This is a genomic window from Methyloceanibacter stevinii (genome assembly GCF_001723355.1).
Lineage (GTDB): Bacteria > Pseudomonadota > Alphaproteobacteria > Rhizobiales > Methyloligellaceae > Methyloceanibacter > Methyloceanibacter stevinii.
On record NZ_LPWE01000013.1, the window covers coordinates 355,526 to 379,090 of the forward strand.

A 23,565-nucleotide genomic window follows, 5' to 3' on the forward strand; every position below is an offset into this window, starting at 1 on the left:
TGCGCCATAAAACTTTGTGAAATCGAAACCAGTACAGAGGACAATGGGTCCGTTGGGCACTCGCGAAAATAATGCGAGGCAGACAGACCAGGGAGAGACTGGCTGACACGCTGGGCTAAGACGGAAAACCGTCAGCGCTGCCGTCGTTGGCTGGCAGTGAGTAATGGACGCCAAGACGTTCGATAAATCACGTTTGCCGAGCCGGCACGTGACCGAAGGGCCTTCGCGGGCTCCACATCGCTCCTACTACTATGCGATGGGGCTGACACGCGGCCAGATTCATCAGCCATTCGTCGGTGTCGCGACCTGCTGGAACGAGGCCGCCCCGTGCAACATCGCCCTGATGCGTCAGGCTCAGGCGGTCAAGCAGGGCGTTGCCGCCCACAACGGTACGCCCCGCGAGTTCTGCACCATCACCGTGACCGACGGCATCGCCATGGGGCACCAGGGCATGAAGTCCTCGCTGCCCTCGCGCGAAGTGATCGCCGACAGTGTCGAACTGACCATGCGCGGGCATTGCTACGACGCGCTTGTCGGCCTCGCGGGTTGTGACAAGTCGCTGCCCGGCATGATGATGTCGATGTGCCGCCTGAACGTGCCCTCGATCTTCATCTATGGCGGGTCGATCCTGCCAGGCACCTTCAAGGGACGGCCCGTCACGGTCCAGGATCTGTTCGAAGCCGTCGGCCAAGTGTCTGTCGGCAATATGTCGCTCGAGGATCTGGACGAGTTGGAGCAGGTCGCGTGCCCGTCGGCGGGTGCCTGCGGCGCTCAGTTCACCGCGAATACCATGGCGACCGTTTCCGAAGCGATCGGCCTTGCCTTGCCGTACTCGGCAGCGGCCCCGGCTCCATACGAGATCCGCGACCGCTTCTGCATGGCCGCGGGCGAGAAGATCATGGATCTCATCGCGCTCAACATTCGTCCGCGCGATATCGTGACCCGCAAGTCCTTGGAGAATGCGGCGGCCGTTGTCGCCGCCTCGGGCGGTTCGACGAACGCGGCGCTGCATCTTCCGGCCATCGCCCACGAATGCGGGATCGAGTTCGATCTCTTCGATGTCGCCGAGATTTTCAAGAAGACGCCGTACATCGCTGACCTCAAGCCCGGCGGCAAATATGTTGCCAAGGACATGTTCGAAGCCGGCGGCGTGCCGCTGCTCATGAAGACGCTTCTGGACAACGGCTATCTGCATGGCGACTGCATTACCGTCACGGGTCGGACGATCGCGGAAAATCTTTCCAAGGTCGAATGGAACCCAGACCAGGATGTCGTGCGTTCTGCTGATAACCCGATCACACCGACAGGCGGCGTGGTGGGGCTCAGGGGATCGCTGGCACCCGACGGGGCCATCGTCAAAGTCGCAGGTTTGAAGAACCTGAAATTCCGTGGGCCCGCTCGCTGCTTCGATAGCGAGGAAGAGGCATTTTCGGCCGTGAATGCGAAGAAGTACAAGGAAGGCGAAGTCCTCATCATTCGCTACGAGGGTCCCAAAGGCGGCCCCGGTATGCGCGAGATGTTGTCGACGACCGCCGCGTTGTATGGCCAAGGCATGGGCGACAAGGTCGCGCTGATCACGGACGGCCGGTTCTCGGGCGCCACGCGCGGCTTCTGCATCGGCCATGTGGGTCCTGAGGCGGCTGTGTGCGGTCCCATCGGTTTGGTACGCGACGGCGACATGATCACGCTCGATGCCGAGGAAGGGATCATCGACCTCGAAGTCAGCGAGGAAGAGCTGGCCGAGCGCGCCAAGGATTGGACGCCGCCGTCCCCGAATTTCGAGAGCGGCTGCATTTGGAAATACTCGCAGCTCGTCGGAGCCGCGCGCGAGGGTGCTGTGACCCATCCGGGGGCTAAGGCGGAAGGGAAGTGCTATGCCGATATTTAGCGCATCCCAACTCGGCAGCGCGCTCGCGGCCTCATCGTCCTGACGCCGGCCGGCGTCAGCAGCACCGATACGCCACCGCCCTTTACGTCGGCGACGGAGGCTTACCGGGAGGGCGTAACGGCCCTCAATACGGGCCGGACGGAGTCGGCGCTTCCCGCGCTGGAATATGCGGCCGGACATGGCGTGCTCGGCGCGCAGCTCAAGCTCGCGCGGATCTATGCCGAGGACGGTGCCGTCCCGAAGGATGAGTCCAAGGCATTCCGCTACTATCAGCGGATTGCCGATCAGTATGCGGACGTTCCGGCCTCCAGCCCGATCGCCCAATATGTTGGCGAAGCCTTCTGCGCGCTCGGCCTGTACTACGTCGAAGGAATTGCGGAGCTGCCGCTGCCGGCCGATCCGGCCTACGGCGCCGGATTGCTGCGCCATGCGGGCGCCTATTTCGGCGATGCCGAAGCGCAATATCGCCTTGGGCGGCTCTATCTGACAGGCACGGGCGTCGAGAAGAATCCGAGCATCGCGGCCAACTGGCTGACCATGGCGGCACGCAAGCAGCATGCCAGCGCGCAGCGCTGCTGGGTGAAATGCTTTGGAGCGGCGAGGGTGTCGGACAGCGGCAAGCGCAAGGTCTCGCGCTGCTCATGCTCGCCCAAGAGAACACCCGCAAGACCCGTGACGAAGCGAGTTGGATCGCCGAGACCTACGACCGGACGATCGCGATTGCGGATCGCGTCACGGTGCGGGAAGCCGAAGCGATGCTGCCCCGTCTAGGTGGCAGTCAGCGCACGGCTACGGCCGCGGATGTGCCGGCCGCACCGTCGGCTATGCGCGCCGGGACCATCTTGCGGCAGCCTGAGCTGTCCGCTCGTAGCGAGCCGCGGCTCGGTCCCGTGGATCTTGGGCCGCCTCCGCCGATGGGAATGTCGATCGGATTCGGCGCGCCCAGCACCAGCATGGGCGGGCTGCAGTAGCAGGCGATCCGCGACGGCATACGGCGCACATTGGAGCGCCCTAGACCGACAGATCCATCACCACCGGCACATGATCCGACGGCTTCTCCCAGCCACGCGGTTCGCTGTCGATATCGCAAGACACCAACTTGTCGGCGGCCTGAGGCGACAAGAGCAGATGGTCGATGCGAATGCCGTGGTTCTTCTGCCAGGCGCCCGCTTGATAATCCCAGAATGTGAACTGGTGCGGCTCGTCATGGCAGGCGCGGAAGGCGTCTGTTAGGCCGAGATTGAGCAGGCTCTGGAACTGTGCCCGCGTCTCCGGCCGGAACAGGGCATCGTTGACCCAGGCAGCGGGGTCGTAGACGTCCTCGGGTGTCGGGATGACGTTGTAGTCACCGGCCACGACGAACGGCTCCTCGTATGTGAGGAGCTCTTTGACCCGGGCTTTGAGTCTCTCCATCCAGGACAGCTTGTAGGGGAACTTGTCGGAGTCGATCGGGTTGCCGTTCGGCAGATAGATGTTCACAACCCGCACGACGCCGGACGGAACCGAGACGACGCCCTCGATGTAGCGTGCCTGCACATCGTCGTCGTCGCCGGGCAGGCCGCGGATGACTTCGTCGAACGGAATTTTCGAAAGGAGCGCCACCCCGTTGAACCTTCTGGCCATGGACGGCGACGTTGACGCCCGCGCCTCGAAGATTTCGGCCGGGAAGCCCTCATCGATGCTCTTGATTTCTTGAAAACAGGCGATGTCGGGCGAGGCCGATGCGAGCCACGTCTTCACCGTCTCGAGACGGGCCTTAATGCCGTTGATATTCCAGGTCGCGATCTTCATGCATCCACATAGCCACGGCCGGTTGCACCGGGCAACCATGCCAATTCAAAGCTGGGGATGATTTGCGCTAGACCGAGAAGCTGGTGCCGCAACCGCAAGAGGCAGTCGCGTTGGGATTGCTGATCTTGAACTGAGCGCCGATCAACTCGTCGATGAAGTCGATCTCGGAGCCTGCGATGAAGGGCACCGAAGTGGGGTCGATGGCGACCGTGGCCCCATCGCGCTCGATCAGCATGTCGTCGGGCGCGGCGCCCTTGATCAGTTCGAAGCGGTATTGAAAACCGGAGCAGCCGCCACCCTCGACGCTGACGCGGAACATATCCGCGTTGTCGTCCTCGTTCACGAGTTCCACGATGCGCTTGGCGGCGCTCGAACTAATGGTGATAGACGCCTCGGTCATCTTCGGATAGCCACTCCTCTATAGCATTAATGATGGGAATGGCGGGCGGCGTTGTCAATCGACGAACCGGGCAAGAGAGCAGCTCTGCGGCAGGGAGCCGCAGCATGTGAGGGGGCGCCGGAAAAGGCCGTACCCCTGTCCTATGGCGAACTTGCCCCTTACGCCCAAGATGTGAGCAAAAGCCGTGGGCGCCGGCTTGCCGAAGAGCCGAGCGCCACGCGCCGCCCTTACGCGCGCGATCGCGACCGCATCCTGCACTCGACCGCATTTCGCCGCCTGAACCACAAGACCCAGGTCTTCATCTACCACGAGGGCGATCACTACCGCTCGCGTCTTACCCATAGTCTCGAGGTCTCGCAGATCGCGCGCAGCATCGCGCGGGCGCTGCGCGTGGTCGAGGATCTGACCGAGGCCGTCGCGCTCGCGCACGATCTCGGCCATCCGCCGTTCGGACATGCGGGCGAACGGGCACTCGACGCGGCCATCGCCGATGCGGGCGGGTTCGACCACAACGCCCAATCCTTGCGCGTGGTGACCAAGCTGGAGCGGATCTATGGCGGCTTCGACGGTCTGAACTTGACCTGGGAGACGCTCGAAGGGCTGGTGAAGCACAACGGTCGCTGCGCGGGGGAGGGGAAGCCGATCCCCGAGCCCATTCTGGACTATTGCGCCATGCATGACCTGGAACTCGACACCTACTCGTCCGTCGAGGCCCAGATCGCCGCGCTCGCCGACGACATCGCCTATAACGCGCACGACATCGACGACGGCTATCGGGCGGACTGTTTCACGTTCTCCGACCTCGCCAGCATTCCCTTGGCGCAACGCCATCTGGAGGCGCTTGATGCCACCTATCCGGATATCGAGCCGGCGCGGCGCTTGTACGAGCTGAAGCGCCGTCTGATCACCGCGATGGTCAACGACCTGCTGGAGGAAACCCAGGGCCGTATTGCAGCTCTGCCCTCCCAGAGCGCGGACGCGGTCCGGGGCGCGAAACGCGTGACCGTGGCATTCTCGACAGTGATGCGGGACGAACTCAAGCAGCTCCACGAATTCCTGTTCGATCGGGTCTATCGCCATCCCCGGGTGATGCGGGTCATGGGTGCCGCGGAGGACATCGTCGTGGAGCTGTTTAACCGCTATACCCACGATCCGGGGGCGTTGCCCCCCGAATGGCGCGAGGCGGCGCGCGGGGACGACCCGAGAGCCACGGCCCGTCATGTGGCCGACTTCATCGCCGGGCAAACGGACCGCTACGCCATCGCCGAACACCGCCGTTTGTTTGACGCGACACCGGATTTGCGATAGTCGCGCGCCCACGCATGATCCGGAAAAGTGGGCATCGGTTTTCCGATAGGATCATGCGCAAAAGAGTTCTTCCGGAGCATTCATGGACGTATTTTCTGGGTTTCACGGCCACGTTTTGGCGGCCGTTCAGCAGTTGAAGCACGATGGCATCGTGCCGAAGGACGCGAATGTCGACGGCATCACCTTGGAGGCGCCCAAGGATTCCGGCCATGGCGACCTCGCGACCAATGCGGCCATGGTGTTGGCCAAGCCCGCGAAGCTTCCGCCGCGCGCGCTTGCCGAACGGATCGTTCCCTTGTTGGCTTCGGACCCGTTCATCGAGAAGGTCGAGATCGCCGGACCCGGCTTCATCAATCTGACGCTGAAACAGAGCTTTTGGCCCAGCGTATGCCGCATGGTGCTGGAGCAGGGCGATGCGTTTGGCCGCAGTGCCATCGGCAAGGGCGAGGCGGTCAACGTCGAGTACGTGTCCGCCAATCCGACCGGGCCCATGCATGTGGGCCATTGCCGTGGCGCCGTGTTCGGCGATGCGCTTGCCAATCTGCTCGCCTTCGCGGGCTACGACGTGACGCGCGAGTACTACGTCAACGATGCGGGCGCGCAGGTGGACGTGCTCGCGCGGTCGGCATTCCTGCGTTACCGCGAGGCGCTTGGAGAGGACATTGGCGACATTCCTGAGGGTCTTTACCCCGGCGACTATCTGAAGCCCGTGGGCGAGAAGCTTGCGAGCAATCACGGCCGCGATCTGCTCGATATGCCAGAAGCCGAATGGCTTCCTGTCGTGCGGAACCTCGCCCTGACGGCTATGCTCGGGATGATCGAGGACGATCTGGCCCAGCTCGACATCCGCCACGATGTCTTCTTCTCCGAGCGCTCGATGACCGAAGGGAAGGATGAAGTGGGCGAGACCATCGCCGACCTGACGTCGAAAGGGCTCGTCTACGAGGGCCGCTTGCCGCCGCCCAAGGGCAAGGTCGACGAGGATTGGGAAGACCGGATCCAGCTTCTATTCCGCGCGAGCGACTTCGGGGACGATCAGGACAGGCCCCTGGTCAAGGCCGAGGGGGCGTATACGTATTTTGCCGCCGACATCGCCTATCACTACGACAAGTTCAGACGCGGCTTTAAGTCGATGATCGACGTTTGGGGGGCCGATCACAGCGGCCACATCAAGCGTATGCGGTCGGCGCTCCAGGCGTTGACCGACGGCCAGGCCGATCTCGACGTCAAGATATGCCAGCTCGTCCGGTTGTTCCGGGCCGGCGAGCCGGTGAAGATGTCCAAGCGGGCAGGGACGTTCGTGACGCTGAGGGATGTCGTGGACGAGGTCGGCGCAGGCCCGGTCCGGTTCATGATGCTCTACCGGAAAAACGACGCGCCGCTCGATTTCGACTTCGCGAAAGTCACCGAGCAGTCGCGGGATAACCCGGTTTTCTACGTCCAATACGCTCACGCCCGCGCAAGTTCGGTCCAACGGAATGTTGCCGAGGCATTTCCGGATCTTGCGTTGGGGGCGGAACAATTGGCCTTAGCCGATCTCGATCGGATGACGGATGAGGGCGATCTCGCGCTCATCCGCCGTATCGCTCAGTTCCCGCGGATCGTGGAAGCTGCCGCCGAGGCCCATGAGCCGCATCGGATCGCGTTCTATCTTTACGATCTTGCGGGAGACTTCCATGGTCTCTGGAACAGAGGCAAAGACTTGCCACAATTACGTTTTATTCACCAAACTGACCGAGAGTTAACACGTGCCCGTGTTGCGCTTGTGGTAGCCACACAGCGGGTCTTGGCGTTGGGTTTGGGGATCCTCGGCGTTCACGCTTTGCAAGAATTGCATTAGCGTAGCCCGAGAGCGCGGGGTGGTTCGAGGGAAGTAACCATGTCCACGCAAGATGGTGGGTTTAGCCGCCGAAATGGCGGAACTTCCGCATTCGATTCAAACTGGACCGAGGGCGTTAACTCCCGAGGGCAGAACGCGACAAGCACGTCTGGGGTTCCATCGTGGGGGACAGGCCAGGCAAACACCGGAAAGAGTGAGGTACCTTCTATGGTTCAAGGAGCCGGCCGGCCAGGTCAGCCAAATCCCGGACAGCCGTCCATTTTCGGAAATGGTGGCCCTTCGTTTGCGCAGATGCCGTCCTTCACGCCGGTGACGCGTGGCGCTCCGCAGCCTGCTGCACCCGCTCAGTCCGCCGCGCCGCAGCCCGCTCCCGCAGCCTTCAGCCCTCCGCCGCAGACATTCGCCGACCCGGCGCAGCGGCAGCCCCGGGCGCCGCAGCCCCAAGCGCCGCAGCAGCCCCAGGCCTATTCGGGCGCTCAGCCACATCATCCGCAGGCCCAGCCGCATCAGCCTCAGGCCTATTCGGCACCCACGGCCCCGCAGACCAGCGCGCCGTCGAGGGAGCTCCCGGATTTCGGTTCCACTGATCCCGGTTTCCCGGATTCCATTTTTGGCGACGTGAAACTTGGCGCCGGCGTCGAGCAGGAAGCCATGGCGGATGCCGGGTTCCCCGAAGAGGACGCCGCGTTCCCGGAACTCGCGACACCCGCTCCTTCGCATGCGCCCTCAGGCCAGGCATCCGGCCATCAGCCGCGCGTCGGCATTCGATGCGGGCCGGCATCAACCCGAAGCCTATCAGCCCGAAGCCTATTCCACGCAGCATCCTGGCGCCTATGCGCCGCAGCAGCCCGAAGCCTATGCGCAGCCTATGCCGGGCGCTGACGATGCCGCCATGTATGCGCAGTACGGACATCAGCAGGATGCCGGGTACGGCCAGGAAGCGTCCTACGGTCAAGAAGCCTCCTACGGCCAAGAGACGCCTTACGGCCATGTGCCGCCCGCCGATCCCAGCCGGCAATTGCAGACCCTCGATCCCAACTACGGCCAGACGCCCCATATCCCCCTTGGCGATCCGGGCGCCGGCATGCCGGGCGGCCATCAGGAATTCGGCCATCAGGAATTCTACGACGACAGTGGCGACGCGGACTTCATGGACGCCGGCATTGCTGCGTCTGAGACGGGCCTCAAATCCAAAATCATGGGAACGCTCAAGGGCCGCAGCACCGTCATGGTAGCCAGCGCGCTTCTTGGTGCGATCGCCCTCGGCGGCGCGCTCGCCTACGCCTACAAGCAGAGCGGCGGCGCTATCGGCAGCGGTGATGCGCCGATCGTGACGGCCGACGCCTCTCCCGTGAAAGCCGCCCCGGACTCTCCGGGCGGCAAAGAGTTCCCCCACAAGAACAAGCTGATCTACGACCGCCTGACGAATGGTGCGACGCCCGAGTCCGAGCGTCTTGTCCCGCGTCAGGAAGACGTGGCCGTTCCGGCGCTGCCGCCGCAACCGCCACGGCCGGTCTGCCGGCTCCGGTTGCCACGGCCGGTCCCGCTGGCGACACGGGCGGTCCGCGTAAGGTTCAGACCATGGTCGTCAATCCGGACGGGTCGGTCGAGGCCCCTGCCGCCGCGGCTATGGCCGATCAGGTACAGCTCAGGCAAATGCCGCCGCCGCTCAGGCCAACGGCATGATGGCGCAGCCGAACATGATGCCGGTTCCGTCCATCCAGCAGCCTGGAGCCGCGCCGCAGCAAATGGCCGCCGCGACGCCTGCCGCCGCGCCGCCGGCTGCAGCCTCCTCCTACGTGGTTCAGCTCGGCTCCACCAAGAGCCAGACCGATGCCTTGGCGAACTTTGCCGACGCGCAGCAGAAATATCCGAGCCTCCTCGGCAGCTATCAGCCGCTCGTCCGGAAGACCGACCTCGGTCCGAAGGGCACCTGGTATCGGCTTCAGGTCGGGCCTCTCGCCGACAAGGATGCCGCTTACCGGCTTTGCGGCCAGCTGAAGGCCAAGGGCCATGGCGATTGCCTGGTGATGGCGCAGTAGGACACCCACTGACTGCTTGACCGTGACACGTCCTGGGGCTAGCCCCGGAGCATGGCATTCAAAGCTTTCATCTCGGGGTGCGCGACCACGGCCCTGACGGCCGCCGAGCGCGATCTCTTCGCGGCGGAGCGCCCCTGCGGTCTCATTCTGTTCAGACGGAATGTCGAGAACCCTGGCCAGGTCCAGGCACTCGTCGCCGACTTCAAGGAAGCGGTCGGGACGGAGGACGTCCTCGTTCTGATCGATCAGGAGGGCGGGCGAGTTCAGCGCCTGCGGCCGCCACATTGGCGGGAGATGCCGCCCGCACAGATCTTCGGCGATCTCTATGCGAAAGACGAATTTGCGGGACGGCGTGCGGCTTTTGCGGCGGCGCGCTTGATGGCGGCCGAGGTGCACGACCTCGGCATCAACGTGGACTGCACGCCCTGCATCGACGTTCGCCATCCGGGCGCCCACGACATCATTGGCGACAGGGCCTTTTCCACAGATCCGCAGACCGTCGCGGTTTTGGGCCGGGCCGTGATGAACGGCATGCTTGCCGGGGGCGTCTTGCCAGTCATCAAGCATGTGCCGGGTCACGGCCGGGCTTTAGCAGACAGCCATAAGTCACTGCCCCATATAGATGTTTCGCGCGAGGAACTGGAGGCCGTGGACTTCCTGCCTTTCCGGGAACTGCAGGACGCGCCCTTGGCCATGACGGCCCATGTCCTGTTGCCCGCCTATGACGAGCGGAACCCCGCGACGCTGTCTCCGGCTATAATGAAGGAAGTGATTCGCGATCAATTGGGACTTACCGGTTTGATCATGACCGACGACATCTGCATGAAGGCGCTCTCGGGCACGCCCGGGGAGTTGACCCGTGCGGTCGTCGAGGCTGGATGCGACGTGGCGCTTCACTGCAGCGGCAAGTTCGATGAGATGGTCGATGTTGCCGGTGCGGCCCCGGAGCTCGCCGGAGAGTCGCTTGAGCGGTTTGAGAATGCGTTCGCGTGCCTCTTCGATCCCGAACCGTTCGACGAAGCCGAGGCGATGGCCTTGGTGAACGAAGCCGCCGCGATACGCGTTGCGGAAGTGGGTGCCGATCCGACGGAGCAGGTATGAGCGAAGACGGCCAGAAGGATCAGACAGACGGGCCCGACGGCGGACCGGAAGAGGTGAATCAGGCTGTTGCAGCCGATGCCGCCAACTGGGAATTCGCCGAGCAGGACACGGACGAGGACGAGAAGCTCCGCGTGGATGTGGAGGGCTTCGAGGGACCGCTCGACCTGCTTCTGGCCATGGCGCGCACGCAGAAAGTGGACATCGCCAAGATCTCCGTTCTCGATCTCGCCCGGCAGTATCTCGAATTCATCGAAGAGGCCAAACGCCTGCGTCTCGAACTGGCCGCGGACTATCTGGTGATGGCCGCGTGGCTGACATTCCTGAAGTCCAAGCTGCTTCTGCCGCCTGAGCCGTCGAACGAGGACGAACTTTCGGGCGAGGAACTCGCGGCGATGCTCGCCTTCCGGCTGCAGCGCCTCGACGCGATGCGGGATAAGGCCGCGCAGCTGATGACCCGCAAGCGCCTTGGCCGGGATGTGTTTCCGCGCGCGAGCCCGAGCCTATTCCGCGTCACGCGGACCAGCGTTTACGACGCCAATGTCTACGACCTCCTGAAGGCCTATGCGCAGCAGCGCCAGCGGAACGCGGTGCGGACGCTGCACATGGAGAAGCGGACGGTTTGGTCCTTGAAGGAAGCGCGCGACGAATTGGAGCGCCTGCTGGGCATGGCCTGCGATTGGGCGCCGCTCGATCAGATCCTGGCGGAGTTCCTGGTCGAGCCTGAAATCAGGCGTACTGCGCTCGCATCGAGTTTTACGGCGACCCTCGAGATGACACGCGAGGGGGCGTTGGAGATCCGCCAGGCAAAGTCGTTTGCACCGCTCTTGGTGCGCCGGCGGGGCGAAGCAGGTTAGGGAACGGCCGATCGGCGCCGTTCGGTTGAGTTGGTCGAGTCTGAGTAGCGAGGGTTAGCGTCGACGGAATTCAAAATCGCGAAGGGGTGCGCTATGTCGAAGCCCAAACTGTCGCCATCGAAGTCCGCTCGGATCAAGCGGGAGGTCGCCCGGACGAGCCCGGCGAAGACTGGGGGGCCGACGCTCGCGGAGGTCCTGAACGACCTATCGGATTTCGCGCACACCCTTGGCGAGAGCGAAGCGACGCTCCAGCAATTCGACGAGGTTTTGAAAACGGTGGGGGCGGATCCCACGAATGTGTCGCACTTGGAGGCGAAAAAGACGGTGATAACAAAAGGCGCGGGGGCGCAAATGTCGGCAAAGCAAGCGGAAAGGGTAACTGACGTGACGGCGGAAAGGGATGAGCAGGGCGCGGATGCGCCGATGCTGCCGCTGCCGTCCAACGTGATGGCGCTGCCGTCGGCCGATCGGCGGGAGAAGCTGCGCATCATGGAGGCCCTTCTGTTCGCGGCCAAGGAGCCCCTGAAAGAGAAGGAACTGGCTCTCCACTTTGGAGCCGAAGAGGACGTTCAGGCGCTCCTGGAAGAACTCCAGGGCCTCTATGCGGGGCGGGGCGTCAATCTCGTCCGGGTGGCCGGCAAGTGGGCCTTCCGGACGGCGGACGACCTTTCCTATCTCCTGGAACGCCAGGCCGTGGCGCAGCGGCGTCTGTCGCGCGCGGCGCTGGAGACCTTGGCGATCATCGCCTACCACCAGCCCGTCACGCGCGCCGAGATCGAAGAAATTCGCGGCGTCTCGACGTCCAAGGGCACGCTGGACGTGCTCCTAGAGACCGGCTGGGTCAAGCTCAGAGGCCGCCGCCGGGCGCCGGGCCGGCCCGTGACCTACGGCACCACGGACGACTTCCTGGAGCATTTCGGCTTCGAGCAGATCCAAGACCTGCCGGGACTGCGGGAGCTCAAAGGAGCCGGCCTCCTGGATTCGAACCTGCCGCCGGGCTTTTCGATGCCGAGCCCCGACGATGCCGCCGAACTCCGTGAGGACGAGGACCCGCTCGAGGACGAAGAGGGCGAGGAGCCGCTCGGCGTCAACGACGACGACGTTCTCGCAGAGGACGAACCCGCCGAGACCGAGAAGCAGAGCGACTAGGCGATGTTCGGCCGTGACGCCGCAGCGCGACATTGAAGCGTTGCCTATCGGCCTTCCGGTCGCGTAGACCATTGCGATGCTCAACGTATTCAAGGCCCGGGCAGGGGGCGGCGCTAACGGCGCGCTCCGGACCGGACGGGGGAAAGCCGCGGTCACCTTCGCGGCACGTCTCGACGTCGACCATGTCTCCCGCCGCTACGGCCAATCTTTCGCGCTCAAGGACGTCACGCTCGAGGTGGAGCCGAGCAAGATCCTCTGCCTGCTCGGGCCCTCGGGCTGCGGTAAGACAACCCTGCTTCGGATTATCGCCGGCGTAGAGGCGCCGAGCAGCGGCGCGATCCGGCTCGAAGGCGAAGAAGTGGCAGGGCCCAATCGCTTCGTGCCGCCCGAAAAGCGTGGCGTGGGGCTCATGTTCCAGGACTTCGCCCTGTTTCCGCATCTTACGATCCTGGAAAACGTGGCGTTCGGCTTGCGTGCGCTGACAAAGCAGGAAGCAAAGGCGGAGGCGCACACGGCCCTGGAGCGCGTCGGTCTTGCCCATTACGAAAACGAGTATCCGCACATCCTGTCGGGCGGTCAGCAGCAGCGCGTGGCGCTCGCCCGCGCCATTGCCCCGCGTCCCGGAGTCATCCTCATGGACGAGCCGTTCTCAGGGTTAGACTCGCAATTGCGCGAGAGCATGCGCGAAGAGACGCTGGCGATCGTGCGGGAATCGCGCGCGACCTGCATCGTCGTCACCCATGACGCGGAAGAAGCCATGCGCATGGGCGACGTCATCGCCCTGATGCGCGACGGCCATGTCGTGCAGATGGGCCCGCCGCTGGACCTGTATCGCGCGCCCAAGGACATTTTCGCGGCCCGCACGTTCTCGGACCTGAACGAGTTGCCGGCCCGGGTCCAAGGGGGAAGGGCCGAAACACCGCTCGGCACCTTCGCGGCGCCGGATTTTGAAGACGGCACGAGCGTGATCGTTTGCGTCCGGCAGGGGGGTATTCGCCTGCTGGAGGCGGGGCAAGGAACGCCAGGGCGCGTGCTGGACTCGCGCTTCCTCGGCGATGTGGGGCTGCTCGAGATCGCCGTGGATGGCGTCGCAGCGCCTGTCCTCGTGCGCGTGCGTGAAGCGGACATGCCTGCGCGCGGCACGGAAATTGGCGTCGGTGTCGACGAAAGCGCGGTGCTCATCTTCGCTTCGCAGGACGACTAAGAGCCCAATTCGGGCCCCCGGGCCGCTGCTTGCGGTGCGGGGTTCTTTGCTGCCATAGTGCGGCCAAATCGTTGAAACGTATGGCGTGATCTCCGCACCAGGAGACGGCCACGGAGGTCGATATGGGACCAAGTTGGTGGCAGATTCTGATTGTCCTGCTTCTGTTCGTGCTGCTGTTCGGCCGGGGCAAGATCTCCGACCTGATGGGCGACGTCGCGAAGGGCATCAAGAGCTTCAAGTCGGGACTTGCCGACGAAGACAAGGATGCCGAGGACGCGAAGGTCATCCAACACGAGAGCCCCGTGCCGCCGTCGAAGGCGCACGAGACGGATAAGCAGAAATCGAGCTAGCCGCGGCGCTTTCGCGAGGCCGGACCGGTCCGCGCGCGCCGTCGCGACACGTTTATCAAGCCCATGCTGGACATTGGATGGTCTGAACTGTTGGTGGTCGCCATCGTGGCGATCGTGGTGGTCGGCCCAAAGGACCTCCCCAAGCTCATGCGCACGGTCGGTTTCTATGTCGGCAAGGCGCGGCGCGCGGCCGCTGATTTCCAGCGCCAGTTCAACGAGGCCATCGCCGAGAGCGAAGCCGACGAAGTCCGGAAGAACCTCGAGGCGATCCGCGCCAATATGGGCCCGGCGCCGGACCTCAGTCAGCCGATCGGCAAACCGTTGATGACGGGACCTTCGGCACCCGCCAAACCGGTTTCGTCACACCGCCTGAAACGGCGGTCGAAGAACCGGCGCTCCCCGAACCGCCGGCCAAACAGGCCGCCGCGAAGAAGACACCGGCGAAGAAGACTTCCGCAAAGAAGACTCAGGCAAAGAAGGCCCCCGCAAAAAAGAAGGCGCAGGCCAAGAAGAAGCCAACAGTGGCCAAGAAGGCCGCGAAGGCCGACGATAGCGGCGAGCCGAAGCCGTGAGCGACGAAGAGGACATCAACGAGAGCAAGGCACCGCTCATCGATCATCTGATCGAGCTGAGACGGCGGCTGCTATGGGCGCTCGCCGCGACCTTCGTCGCCTTCATCGTCTGCTTCTGGTTCGCGAAGCCCATCTACAACCTGCTGCTGTGGCCGTATCGCTGGGCCGCGGGCGTCGATGCGCCCATCGAGTTGATCTACACGGCGCCGCAGGAATTCTTCTTCACCCAGGTCAAGCTCGCACTGTTCGGGGCGATTTTCATCGCCTTCCCGGTGATTGCCTCGCAGCTCTACATGTTCGTGGCGCCGGGCCTGTATCGCAGCGAGCGCAAGGCATTTCTGCCGTTCCTGGTCGCCACGCCCATCCTGTTCCTGATCGGCGCCGCGCTTGTCTATTTCGTGGCTATGCCGCTCGCCATGACGTTCTTCCTGTCTATGCAGGAGACCGGCGACGATGGTGTGCAGATCCTGCTGACCGCGAAGGTCAGCGAGTACCTGTCCCTGATCATGATGCTGATCATCGGTTTCGGCATCTGCTTCCAGTTGCCGGTGCTGCTGACGCTGCTGGCGCGGGCCGGGCTCGTCGGCTCCGACACGCTCAAACACTACAGGCGCCATGCCATCCTCGGCGTGTTCGTCGCGGCCGCGGTGTTGACCCCGCCGGACCCGGTCAGCCAGATAGCCCTGGCGGTGCCGACGCTGCTTCTCTACGAGATCTCGATCTTCTGCGTACGCATGGTGGAGAAGAAGAGGGCGGCCAATGAGGCGCCGTCCACGGCACCGTCATCTTGAGGCGCGAGCCCCTCGCTAGCCATAAGTCCGGCTGACAAGGCAGGCCTCTCGCTCTATACGGGGGCGGAACCCCATACGCCGATGACCTGAAAGAGACTTCACCCGTGCTTGACGTCAAATGGATACGCGAGAACCCCGACGCCTTCGTCGCCGGGCTTGAGAAGCGGTTTTTCACTCCCGCGCCCGCCGAGATTTTGAATCAGATTCTGACCCTCGATTCGCAACGCCGCGAAACGATTCAGCAATTGCAGGACCTGCAGGCGCGCCGCAACGCGGTTTCCAAGGACATCGGCAAGGCCAAGAAGGACAAGAACGAGGCCGAAGCCCAGCGTCTGATGGACGAGGTGGCGGGTCTCAAAGAGACGATCCAGAAGGGCGAGGAGGACGAGCGCGCGCAGGACCAGGCCATGCGCGATCTCCTGGCGGGCATCCCCAACATGCCGGCCGACGACGTGCCTGTCGGTCCCGACGAGGACGCCAACGTCGAACTGCGCAAGGTCGGCGATCTTCCGAGCTTCGACTTCGCGCCGAAGCAGCATTTCGAGATCGGCGAGGCGCTCGGCCTCATGGATTTCGAGACGGCCGCAAAGTTGTCCGGGTCTCGCTTCGTGGTGCTGAAGGGTGCGCTGGCCCGGCTCGAGCGTGCGCTATCCCAGTTCATGCTCGACCTGCACACGGACCAGCACGGTTACACCGAAGTGAACCCGCCGCTGCTCGTGCGCGACGACACTATGTTCGGCACAGCGCAACTGCCGAAGTTCGAGGAAGACCAATTTCCCGCAGGCGAGGGGTACTGGCTCATCCCGACAGCCGAAGTACCACTCACGAACCTAGCTCGTGAGGACATCGCTGACGAGGCGAGCCTTCCCATGCGCGTCACGGCGGGTACGCCGTGCTTCCGCGCCGAAGCGGGCGCGGCGGGGCGGGATACGCGCGGCATGATCCGCCAGCATCAGTTCACCAAGGTCGAGCTCGTCTCGGTGACGACGCCGGAACAATCGGCCGAGGAGCACGAGCGCATGACCAAGTGCGCCGAGACCGTGCTGCAGAAGCTCGGGCTGCCTTATCGGGTAATGGTCCTGTCGACCGGCGACATGGGCTTCTCCGCCCAGAAGACCTACGACATCGAAGTCTGGCTGCCGGGACAGGACATGTACCGCGAGATCTCCTCTTGCTCCGTGTGCGGCGACTTCCAGGCCCGCCGCATGAACGCCCGCTACCGGCCCGCCGACTCCAAATCGCCACGGCTCGTGCATACGCTGAACGGCTCCGGCGTGGCCGTGGGCCGCGCGCTCATCGCAGTGCTGGAGAACTACCAGGAAGCCGATGGCAGCGTCCGCGTGCCGGAGGCCCTGCAGCCTTACATGGGCGGGCTCACCAAGATCGAAGCACCGGCGTGAATCAAAATCCCAGCAGGTAAGGCAAAGCACCGGAAACGACTCGAAGAATGCGCATCCTGATTACCAACGACGATGGCGTCGAAGCGGCCGGTCTCGACGTGCTGGAAAAGATCGCCACGGACCTCACGGACGATGTCTGGGTGGTCGCGCCCGAGACGGACAATAGCGGTGCCTCTCACTCGCTGACACTCGCCGAGCCCTTGCGCATGCGCGAGCTCGGCAAGCGCCGTTATGCGGTGAAGGGTACGCCGACCGACTGCGTGATCATGGGCGTGCGCTATCTCCTGAAGGACCAGCCGCCCGATCTCGTGCTGTCAGGTGTCAATCGCGGCCAGAACCTTGCCGACGACGTGAACTATTCCGGGACCGTCGCCGGGGCCATCGAGGGCTCGCTGCTGGGGATCCCGTCGATCGCCATGAGTCAGGCGATCAGCAATTACGATCATGGTGTGCCGCCCTGGGATACGCCCATGGTCCATGGCGCTGGCCTCGTGCGGAAGCTGCTCGACGCGGGCTGGCCCACGGGCTCGGTGATCAACGTGAATTTCCCGGATTGCTCGCCCGATCAAGTGAAGGGGGTCGCGGTGACCGTGCAGGGGTTCCGCGATACCGCGCTGCTCGATATCGACGACCGCATGGATACGCGCGGCAAGGCCTATTACTGGATCGGCATCGCCAAGCGCGGTCCCAACCCGCCCAAGGGCTCGGACCTGTGGGCGGTTCGCTCCAACCTGATTTCCGTGACGCCGCTTTGCCTCGACTTTACCGACCACGGTGCTCTCTCGGATCTGGCTTCCGTCTTGGAAGAAAGGGATAAATAGTCCCCATCTCGTCGTGCTAGTCCTTACCCAAGAAGGGGAGAATCGGCCGATATTGTCCGGAAATCCCATCCGGGGAGGAGATGGACGCTGGTGGCGGACATGCAAGACCAGGATGCGCATAACCAGATCGGGCTGATCATGCAGCTCCGGCGGCGCGGTATACGCGACGCCGACGTCTTGCGCGCCATCGAACGCATCCCACGCGAGCTGTTCGTGGACGACGCCTTTTCCGAGCACGCCTATCAGGACATCGCGCTTCCCATCGAGTGCGGTCAGACGATTTCGCAGCCCTTCGTGGTCGCGTTCATGACCGAGAAGCTGGATCTCAATCCGACCCAGAAGGTACTCGAGATCGGTACCGGGTCTGGCTATCAAGCGGCGATCCTGTCTCAGCTTTGCCGCCGGGTTTATACCGTCGAGCGTTGGCGCGAGTTACAGAAGGTGGCCGAGGCGCGGCTTGCCGAACTGAAGATCACCAACGTCACCACGATCATCGGCGACGGCTGGCTGGGCTGGCCACCGCAAGCGCCGTTCGACCGCATTATCGTCACCGCCGCCGCGCTCGATGCGCCCGCCGCCTTGCTAGACCAGCTCAAGGACGGCGGCCGAATGATCATTCCGCTCGGTGAGAACCGCGACACGCAGCAACTGGTACAGATCGACAAGACTGCCGAGGGCCTCGTCGAGACGCCGCTTCTGCCCGTGCGCTTCGTGCCCTTGGTGCATGGACGCGTGAAGCGCGACTAGATCTGCCGTGTGAAGCGCGGTGGACGCGGCTGGCCGAGGCGGCGCGAGACCAAACTTTCGCGTTCCGGCGGGCGGCTCCTTAAAGCCTTGTTTACTGGCCAGGGGCTTAACTGAACCCATCGAGTATTGCGTGGGGGCCAGCGAATTATGCGCGTGGCATATAGGCCGGATTTCGTCCGGGGGATTTCGTGCGCCGTTGTGGCGCTGGGGACGGCGATTGGCGTCGCGGGCTGTAGCGACGACTCTACCCGCTTCAACTATCCCATGCTCGGCATGGGAGATCCCAACACCGTCGACTACTCGACCACGTCATCTATACCGCCGCAGGGCGGCTACCAGCAGGGCGGCTACAATGCGCCCGCGCCGCAGCGCACGGCCGCCTATACGCCCAGCCAGACCCGCTATTACGGTTCACAGTCCACGCCAGCGCCGGCTGCGCCGAGCGCGTCCTATGCCTCCGGTCCGCGCGTGACCGTGCAGCAGGGCGATACGCTCTCGAGCCTGTCACAACGCTATGGCGTTCCGATCGGAACGATCCAATCCGCGAACAATCTCGCCGATGCCCGGTTGAGGCCTGGCCAGGTTCTCGTCATGCCCGGCGCGAATATGGCCGGGGCGATGCGGACCGCGTCGAGCACGCCCGTGGCTCCGGTTGCACAACCGGCGCCCGTCGCGCCGCCGCCCGCGCCAATGGTTCAATCCTCGGCTCAAACCTCGAACGGTCCGGCCGTTCCGGCGATGCCGGCCATGCCTGCGACGCGTAAGGTGAGCACGACGACGATTTCGGCACCGGCGGACGGCCCCGCATCGCAGACCGCTCCGGCGGCCTCCGGAACAGGCGTGACCAGCAACGGCCAGCTTCCGACGCCTGAGCCGCTCTCCGGCAACAGCTTCCGCTGGCCCGTCAAGGGACGCATCGTCTCCGGCTTCGGCACCAAGCCCGATGGTGGGCACAATGACGGCGTCGACATCTCGGTGCCGCAAGGCACGCCCGTGAAGGCGGCCGAGAACGGTGTCGTGGCCTATTCGGGGAGCGAGCTGAAGGGCTACGGCAACCTCGTCCTGGTGCGCCACGCCAACAACTGGGTTTCGGCCTACGCCAACAACGAGCAGCTCTTGGTGAAGCGCGGCGACAAGGTTTCGCGCGGCCAGGTGATCGCCAAGGCGGGGACCAGCGGCACCGCCAGCCAGCCGCAGGTTCACTTCGAACTGCGCAAAGGCTCGCGTCCCGTCGACCCGACCCAGTATATGAGCAGCATGGCGGCCCAGGCCGACTAGAGAGGCTGCGCTACAGCGTCTTGTCTATAGGGTCTTGCCGAGACGTCCCGCCAAATCCTGAATGAACTGCCACGCGACGCGGCCCGAGCGGCTGCCGCGCGTTGTCGCCCATTCCAGGGCCTCGCGGTCGATGTCGAGGTCGGGCGCGTCGAGCCCGTAATGGTCCGCGTAGCCGCGAACCATGGCGAGATAGTCGTCCTGGCTGCAGTGGTGGAAGCCGATCCAAAGGCCGAAACGGTCCGAGAGCGAGACCTTCTCCTCCACGGCTTCGCCCGGATTGATGGCGGTCGAGGATTCGTTTTCCATCATCTCGCGCGGCATCAGGTGACGCCGGTTCGATGTGGCGTAGAGCACCACATTGGCGGGGCGGCCTTCGATGCCGCCTTCGAGCACCGCTTTCAGCGACTTGTAGGAGTTGTCGACGGCCTCGAAGGAGAGGTCGTCGCAGAAGAGGATGAAGCGGTCGTCCGACGCGGCGCGCAAAAGGCCAAGGACCCGGGGCAGGGCGGCGATGTCCTCCCGATGGATTTCGATCAGCTTCAGATTCGGGTGGGTTTGGTTCAGGGCCGCATGGGTGGCCTTGATCAAAGAGCTCTTGCCCATGCCGCGTGCACCCCAAAGGAGCGCGTTGTTGGCGGGTAGCCCGCGCGCGAAGCGTTCCGTGTTTGCGAACAGGAGGTCCTTGTTGCGATCGACGCCTTTGAGAAGGGGTAGCGGCACGAAATTGACCGTGGGAACCGGGACAAAACTGGTGGTTTCCGCCTGAAACAGAAAAGCGCCTGCTTGCGAAAAGTCCGGGTCGGCGGGCGCGGCCGGTCCGAGCCGCTCCAGGGCGCGCGCGAGACGCTCCAAAACCCCGGAAATCGGTTCCTGAAAGTTCATAAGGGCACCGTTGCAAAGGCGGGCAAGCTCAGTATAGTCGCGCACAATCGCGCGCTGGAGCCTGCTCGCACAAACGCTTGCGAGACACGCCAAATCGGCCAATTCCGGCCATCCTTAAGCCAACCGGGAGAGACGAGCAATGAGTGGTTTTGCCTATGCGCAGGCGGGTGGAGGCGGTTTGGAGGCTCTCAACAGCCTGCTCATCCCGACCATTCTCATCATCGGCATCATGTATTTCCTGATGATCCGGCCGCAGCAGAAGCGGATGAAGGAACATCGGGCGATGATCGAGCGCTCCGCCGGGGCGATACGGTCGTGACGTCCGGTGGAATCATTGGCAAGGTCACCAAGCCGACGAGGCCGAGTTGCAGGTCGAGGTGGCTGACGGCGTTCGGATCAAGGTCCTGCGGACGTCGATCTCCGAAGTGCGCGGCAAGGGGGATGCTGCGACCCCGGCCAAATCCGAATCCAAGACGGCCGAGTAGAGCCCGAAGCAAAGAACCGTCGACTGACCTGGAGTTACAAATCCGGCTATGCTGCATTTCCAAAAATGGAAGGTGATACTCGTCGGCGCCATCGTGCTCGCCGGCTTCATCTTCGCAGCTCCCAATCTGTTTCCGTCTTCCGCTTTGCAGGGCCTGCCTAGCTGGGTTCCCCAGAAGCAGGTCAATCTTGGCCTCGATCTCCAAGGTGGCGCGCATCTGCTCTACCGCATCGACGAGACGGAACTGGTGGACGATTGGCTCGATACGATCCGCGGCGATGTGCGTGAGACGCTGCGCAGCAATCGGATTGGCTACATCGATCTCGACATGAATTCCTCGAATCGGTCGGTCTCGGTCCGGATCCGCAAGCCCGAGGATGTCGACAAATCCTATAGCGAACTGAGGAAGCTCGTGGCGCCGGTCGGTAACGATGTGTTCGGCGGCTTCTCCGGCAACGACATGGACATCGCGAAGAGCGGCGATCAGATCACGCTGACGGCTACGGAAGTCGGCTTGAACGAGCGCATCAGCTCGGCGATCCAGGCCTCGATCGAGACCATCCGCCGCCGCGTGGACGCGTTCGGGACGACCGAGCCCAGCATCCAGCGGGAAGGGCGCGACCGTATCCTCGTTCAGGTGCCGGGCGTCTCGGACGTGCAGCGCCTCAAGGGCCTGATCGGCGAGACCGGTAAGCTCGAATTCAAGCTCGTCGATCCTTCCGTGAACGCGGCGGAGATCGCCATGACCAAGAAGGTCCCGCCGGGCGACGAGTTGCTCTATTCCGAGGACGAGCCGCCGATCCCGTACGTGCTGAAGGACCGGGTCCTGGTAAGCGGCGAAAGTCTCGTCGATTCCCAACCGGGCTTCGATGCCCGTAACGGCGAGCCCGTTGTAAATTTCCGCTTTGATGCGGCGGGCGCGAAGCGCTTCGGCCGCGCGACCCAGGACAACGTGGGTCTACCCTTCGCCATCGTCCTCGATAACAAGGTCATCTCCGCTCCCGTCATCCGTGAGCCTATCTTGGGCGGTTCGGGCCAGATCAGCGGCAACTTCACGGTCCAGGAAGCGAACGATCTGTCGGTTCTGCTGCGCTCGGGCGCGCTGCCGGCCAAGCTGAGCGTGATCGAAGAGCGGACCGTGGGCGCGAGCCTCGGCGCCGACTCCATCAATAGCGGACAGAAGGCCGCACTCGCCGGCATGCTTCTGGTCGTGCTGTTCATGTTCGCTGCATACGGTCTGTTCGGCGCCTTCGCCAATATCGCTCTGCTGGTGAACGTGGCGCTGATCTTCGCCGTGCTGTCGCTCATGGGCGCGACCCTGACGTTGCCCGGTATCGCGGGCATCGTGCTTGTGATCGGTATCGCGGTCGATGCGAACGTGCTCATCAACGAGCGCATCCGCGAAGAGATCCGGGCAGGGAAGTCTCCGATTGCAGCCGTCGATTCAGGCTACTCGCGAGCGCTCATCGCCATCATCGACTCGAACGTCACGACGCTGATCGCGGTGCTCGTGCTGTTCTGGCTCGGCTCCGGTCCCGTTCGCGGTTTTGCCGTGACGCTCACGATCGGCATTCTCGCATCGATGTTCACCGCCGTGACGGTGACACGCATGCTGGTTGCGGCTTGGCTGCGCTGGAAGCGGCCCAAAGAACTCCCGCTTTAGAGGAAGCACTCATGTTTCGCGGCATCACACTCGTTCCGCCCGACACCAAGATCGATTTCGTCAGTCAACGTGCGATCACTTGGTTCGTTTCCGCCTTTCTCACGGTCGTGCCACTCGTGCTCGTCGCGACGGTCGGGCTCAACATGGGCATCGACTTCCAAGGCGGCACGCTGATCGAGGTAAAGACCAAGGAGAACCCGGCACAGCTTGCCGATATCCGCGGAAAGATCAGCGATCTCGGGCTCGGCGAAGTTCAGATTCAGGAGTTCGGCGCCCCGGACGAAGTGCTGATCCGCATCGCGTCCCAGCCGACCGAGGAAGAGCAGCAGGCTTCGATCGCGAAGGTCAAGGAGGCGCTGGGAGACAGCGTCACTTATCGCCGGACCGAAATCGTGGGGCCGACGATTTCGTCCGAGCTGATCGCCGGCGGCACGCTAGCTGTTGTCGTCGCGATGATTGGCATCTTGATTTATGTGTGGTTCCGGTTCGAATGGCAGTTCGCGGTCGCCGCTATTGCTTCGCTGGTGCACGACGTCACCGCTACGATCGGCCTCTACGCGCTGCTGCAGCTCGAATTCAACGTCTCGAGTATCGCGGCGATCCTCACCATCATCGGTTACTCGCTGAACGATAAGGTCGTCATCTTCGACCGGATTCGTGAGAATCTGCGCAAGTACAAGCGCATGCCGTTGGTCGAGTTGCTCGATCGTTCGATCAACGAGATGTTGTCGCGCGCCATCCTCACCCACGTCACCACGCTGCTCGCTATGCTGCCGTTCCTGTTCTTCGGCGGCGAGGCGATTTACGGGTTCGCCGTCGCCATGTGCTTCGGCATCGTCGTGGGCGCCTATTCATCGATCTTCGTCGCATCGCCCATGCAGCTCATTCTCGGCGTGCAGCGCGAGGCGTTCTCCGGAAGCCCCAGCTCGGCGAAGGGCAAGGCTGAGAAGGGCGACGCAGAGGCCGCGGCCCGCGCATAAGCTTTGAGGCCATGATGTGA

The 23,565-nt window shown here is 63.6% G+C and carries 21 protein-coding genes and 1 pseudogene; 19 read left to right on the forward strand and 3 right to left on the reverse strand.

The window, feature by feature from the left end; genetic code table 11:
* Positions 1–163 precede the first annotated feature (163 nt).
* On the forward strand, positions 164–1,888 hold the full coding sequence (gene ilvD / locus AUC70_RS13780; protein WP_069445362.1) for a dihydroxy-acid dehydratase: 1,725 nt from the start codon (positions 164–166) through the stop codon (positions 1,886–1,888).
* A 183-nt stretch (positions 1,889–2,071) separates the two neighbouring features.
* A complete protein-coding gene (locus AUC70_RS13785) occupies positions 2,072–2,659 on the forward strand; it encodes a tetratricopeptide repeat protein (protein WP_069445363.1) in 588 nt (195 codons plus the stop codon).
* A gap of 240 nt (positions 2,660–2,899) precedes the next feature.
* Here the strand turns inward: AUC70_RS13785 and xth are convergent, their stop codons facing one another.
* Together xth and erpA are read right to left on the reverse strand one after the other, a co-directional pair.
* Positions 2,900–3,679: an exodeoxyribonuclease III gene (gene xth, locus AUC70_RS13795; protein ID WP_069445365.1), complete on the reverse strand. Its 780-nt coding sequence runs from the start codon at positions 3,677–3,679 to the stop codon at positions 2,900–2,902.
* Between the two features lie 67 nt (positions 3,680–3,746).
* Positions 3,747–4,079, reverse strand: coding sequence for an iron-sulfur cluster insertion protein ErpA (erpA, locus tag AUC70_RS13800; RefSeq protein WP_069445366.1), 333 nt, complete (start codon positions 4,077–4,079; stop codon positions 3,747–3,749).
* 84 nt (positions 4,080–4,163) lie between these two features.
* On the opposite strand from erpA, the gene AUC70_RS13805 reads away from it, so the two are divergent.
* The 14 genes and pseudogenes from AUC70_RS13805 (at position 4,164) to AUC70_RS13870 (ending at position 19,536) form a co-directional block, all read left to right on the forward strand.
* Positions 4,164–5,387 (forward strand): deoxyguanosinetriphosphate triphosphohydrolase, encoded by a 1,224-nt coding sequence (locus tag AUC70_RS13805; protein WP_425283613.1) that lies wholly within the window; start codon positions 4,164–4,166, stop codon positions 5,385–5,387.
* A gap of 82 nt (positions 5,388–5,469) precedes the next feature.
* Complete coding sequence (gene argS, locus AUC70_RS13810) at positions 5,470–7,227, forward strand: arginine--tRNA ligase (RefSeq protein WP_069445367.1); 1,758 nt, start codon at positions 5,470–5,472, stop codon at positions 7,225–7,227.
* Between the two features lie 1,682 nt (positions 7,228–8,909).
* Positions 8,910–9,269 carry an SPOR domain-containing protein gene (locus AUC70_RS13820; protein ID WP_069445369.1) on the forward strand — a complete coding sequence of 120 codons (360 nt, stop codon included), beginning with the start codon at positions 8,910–8,912 and terminating at the stop codon, positions 9,267–9,269.
* 51 nt (positions 9,270–9,320) lie between these two features.
* Complete coding sequence (gene nagZ, locus AUC70_RS13825) at positions 9,321–10,370, forward strand: beta-N-acetylhexosaminidase (protein ID WP_069445370.1); 1,050 nt, start codon at positions 9,321–9,323, stop codon at positions 10,368–10,370.
* Entirely contained in the window at positions 10,367–11,224 is an 858-nt protein-coding gene (locus AUC70_RS13830) for a segregation and condensation protein A (protein WP_083241590.1), read from the forward strand. The genes nagZ and AUC70_RS13830 overlap by 4 nt, the downstream gene beginning before the upstream one ends.
* Positions 11,225–11,647: 423 nt before the next feature.
* Positions 11,648–12,373 carry an SMC-Scp complex subunit ScpB gene (gene scpB / locus AUC70_RS13835; protein ID WP_069445522.1) on the forward strand — a complete coding sequence of 242 codons (726 nt, stop codon included), beginning with the start codon at positions 11,648–11,650 and terminating at the stop codon, positions 12,371–12,373.
* A 76-nt stretch (positions 12,374–12,449) separates the two neighbouring features.
* The gene (locus tag AUC70_RS13840; RefSeq protein ID WP_069445371.1) at positions 12,450–13,577 is read left to right on the forward strand and encodes an ABC transporter ATP-binding protein; all 1,128 of its coding nucleotides are present in this window, start codon (positions 12,450–12,452) and stop codon (positions 13,575–13,577) included.
* A 122-nt stretch (positions 13,578–13,699) separates the two neighbouring features.
* Positions 13,700–13,927, forward strand: coding sequence for a twin-arginine translocase TatA/TatE family subunit (tatA, locus tag AUC70_RS13845; RefSeq protein WP_069445372.1), 228 nt, complete (start codon positions 13,700–13,702; stop codon positions 13,925–13,927).
* A 63-nt stretch (positions 13,928–13,990) separates the two neighbouring features.
* Positions 13,991–14,143, forward strand: a pseudogene (tatB, locus tag AUC70_RS16480) (Sec-independent protein translocase protein TatB); the annotation flags it as partial.
* A 352-nt stretch (positions 14,144–14,495) separates the two neighbouring features.
* Entirely contained in the window at positions 14,496–15,290 is a 795-nt protein-coding gene (tatC, locus tag AUC70_RS13850; protein WP_069445373.1) for a twin-arginine translocase subunit TatC, read from the forward strand.
* A gap of 104 nt (positions 15,291–15,394) precedes the next feature.
* The gene (gene serS / locus AUC70_RS13855) at positions 15,395–16,690 is read left to right on the forward strand and encodes a serine--tRNA ligase (protein WP_069445374.1); all 1,296 of its coding nucleotides are present in this window, start codon (positions 15,395–15,397) and stop codon (positions 16,688–16,690) included.
* A 47-nt stretch (positions 16,691–16,737) separates the two neighbouring features.
* Positions 16,738–17,511 (forward strand): 5'/3'-nucleotidase SurE, encoded by a 774-nt coding sequence (gene surE, locus AUC70_RS13860; protein WP_069445375.1) that lies wholly within the window; start codon positions 16,738–16,740, stop codon positions 17,509–17,511.
* 99 nt (positions 17,512–17,610) lie between these two features.
* A complete protein-coding gene (locus AUC70_RS13865) occupies positions 17,611–18,258 on the forward strand; it encodes a protein-L-isoaspartate(D-aspartate) O-methyltransferase (protein WP_069445523.1) in 648 nt (215 codons plus the stop codon).
* A gap of 153 nt (positions 18,259–18,411) precedes the next feature.
* On the forward strand, positions 18,412–19,536 hold the full coding sequence (locus tag AUC70_RS13870; protein ID WP_244505637.1) for a M23 family metallopeptidase: 1,125 nt from the start codon (positions 18,412–18,414) through the stop codon (positions 19,534–19,536).
* Positions 19,537–19,560: 24 nt separating this feature from the next.
* Here the strand turns inward: AUC70_RS13870 and AUC70_RS13875 are convergent, their stop codons facing one another.
* Entirely contained in the window at positions 19,561–20,418 is an 858-nt protein-coding gene (locus tag AUC70_RS13875; protein WP_069445377.1) for an ATP-binding protein, read from the reverse strand.
* Positions 20,419–20,557: 139 nt separating this feature from the next.
* Between AUC70_RS13875 and AUC70_RS18955 the strand changes: the two genes are divergently transcribed.
* The 3 genes from AUC70_RS18955 to secF all read left to right on the forward strand — a co-directional run bounded on the left by AUC70_RS18955 (position 20,558) and on the right by secF (position 23,545).
* Complete coding sequence (locus AUC70_RS18955; RefSeq protein ID WP_425283606.1) at positions 20,558–20,737, forward strand: preprotein translocase subunit YajC; 180 nt, start codon at positions 20,558–20,560, stop codon at positions 20,735–20,737.
* Positions 20,738–20,951: 214 nt separating this feature from the next.
* Entirely contained in the window at positions 20,952–22,565 is a 1,614-nt protein-coding gene (secD, locus tag AUC70_RS18180) for a protein translocase subunit SecD (RefSeq protein WP_244505638.1), read from the forward strand.
* Positions 22,566–22,576: 11 nt separating this feature from the next.
* A complete protein-coding gene (gene secF, locus AUC70_RS18185; RefSeq protein ID WP_244505639.1) occupies positions 22,577–23,545 on the forward strand; it encodes a protein translocase subunit SecF in 969 nt (322 codons plus the stop codon).
* Positions 23,546–23,565: the final 20 nt, after the last annotated feature.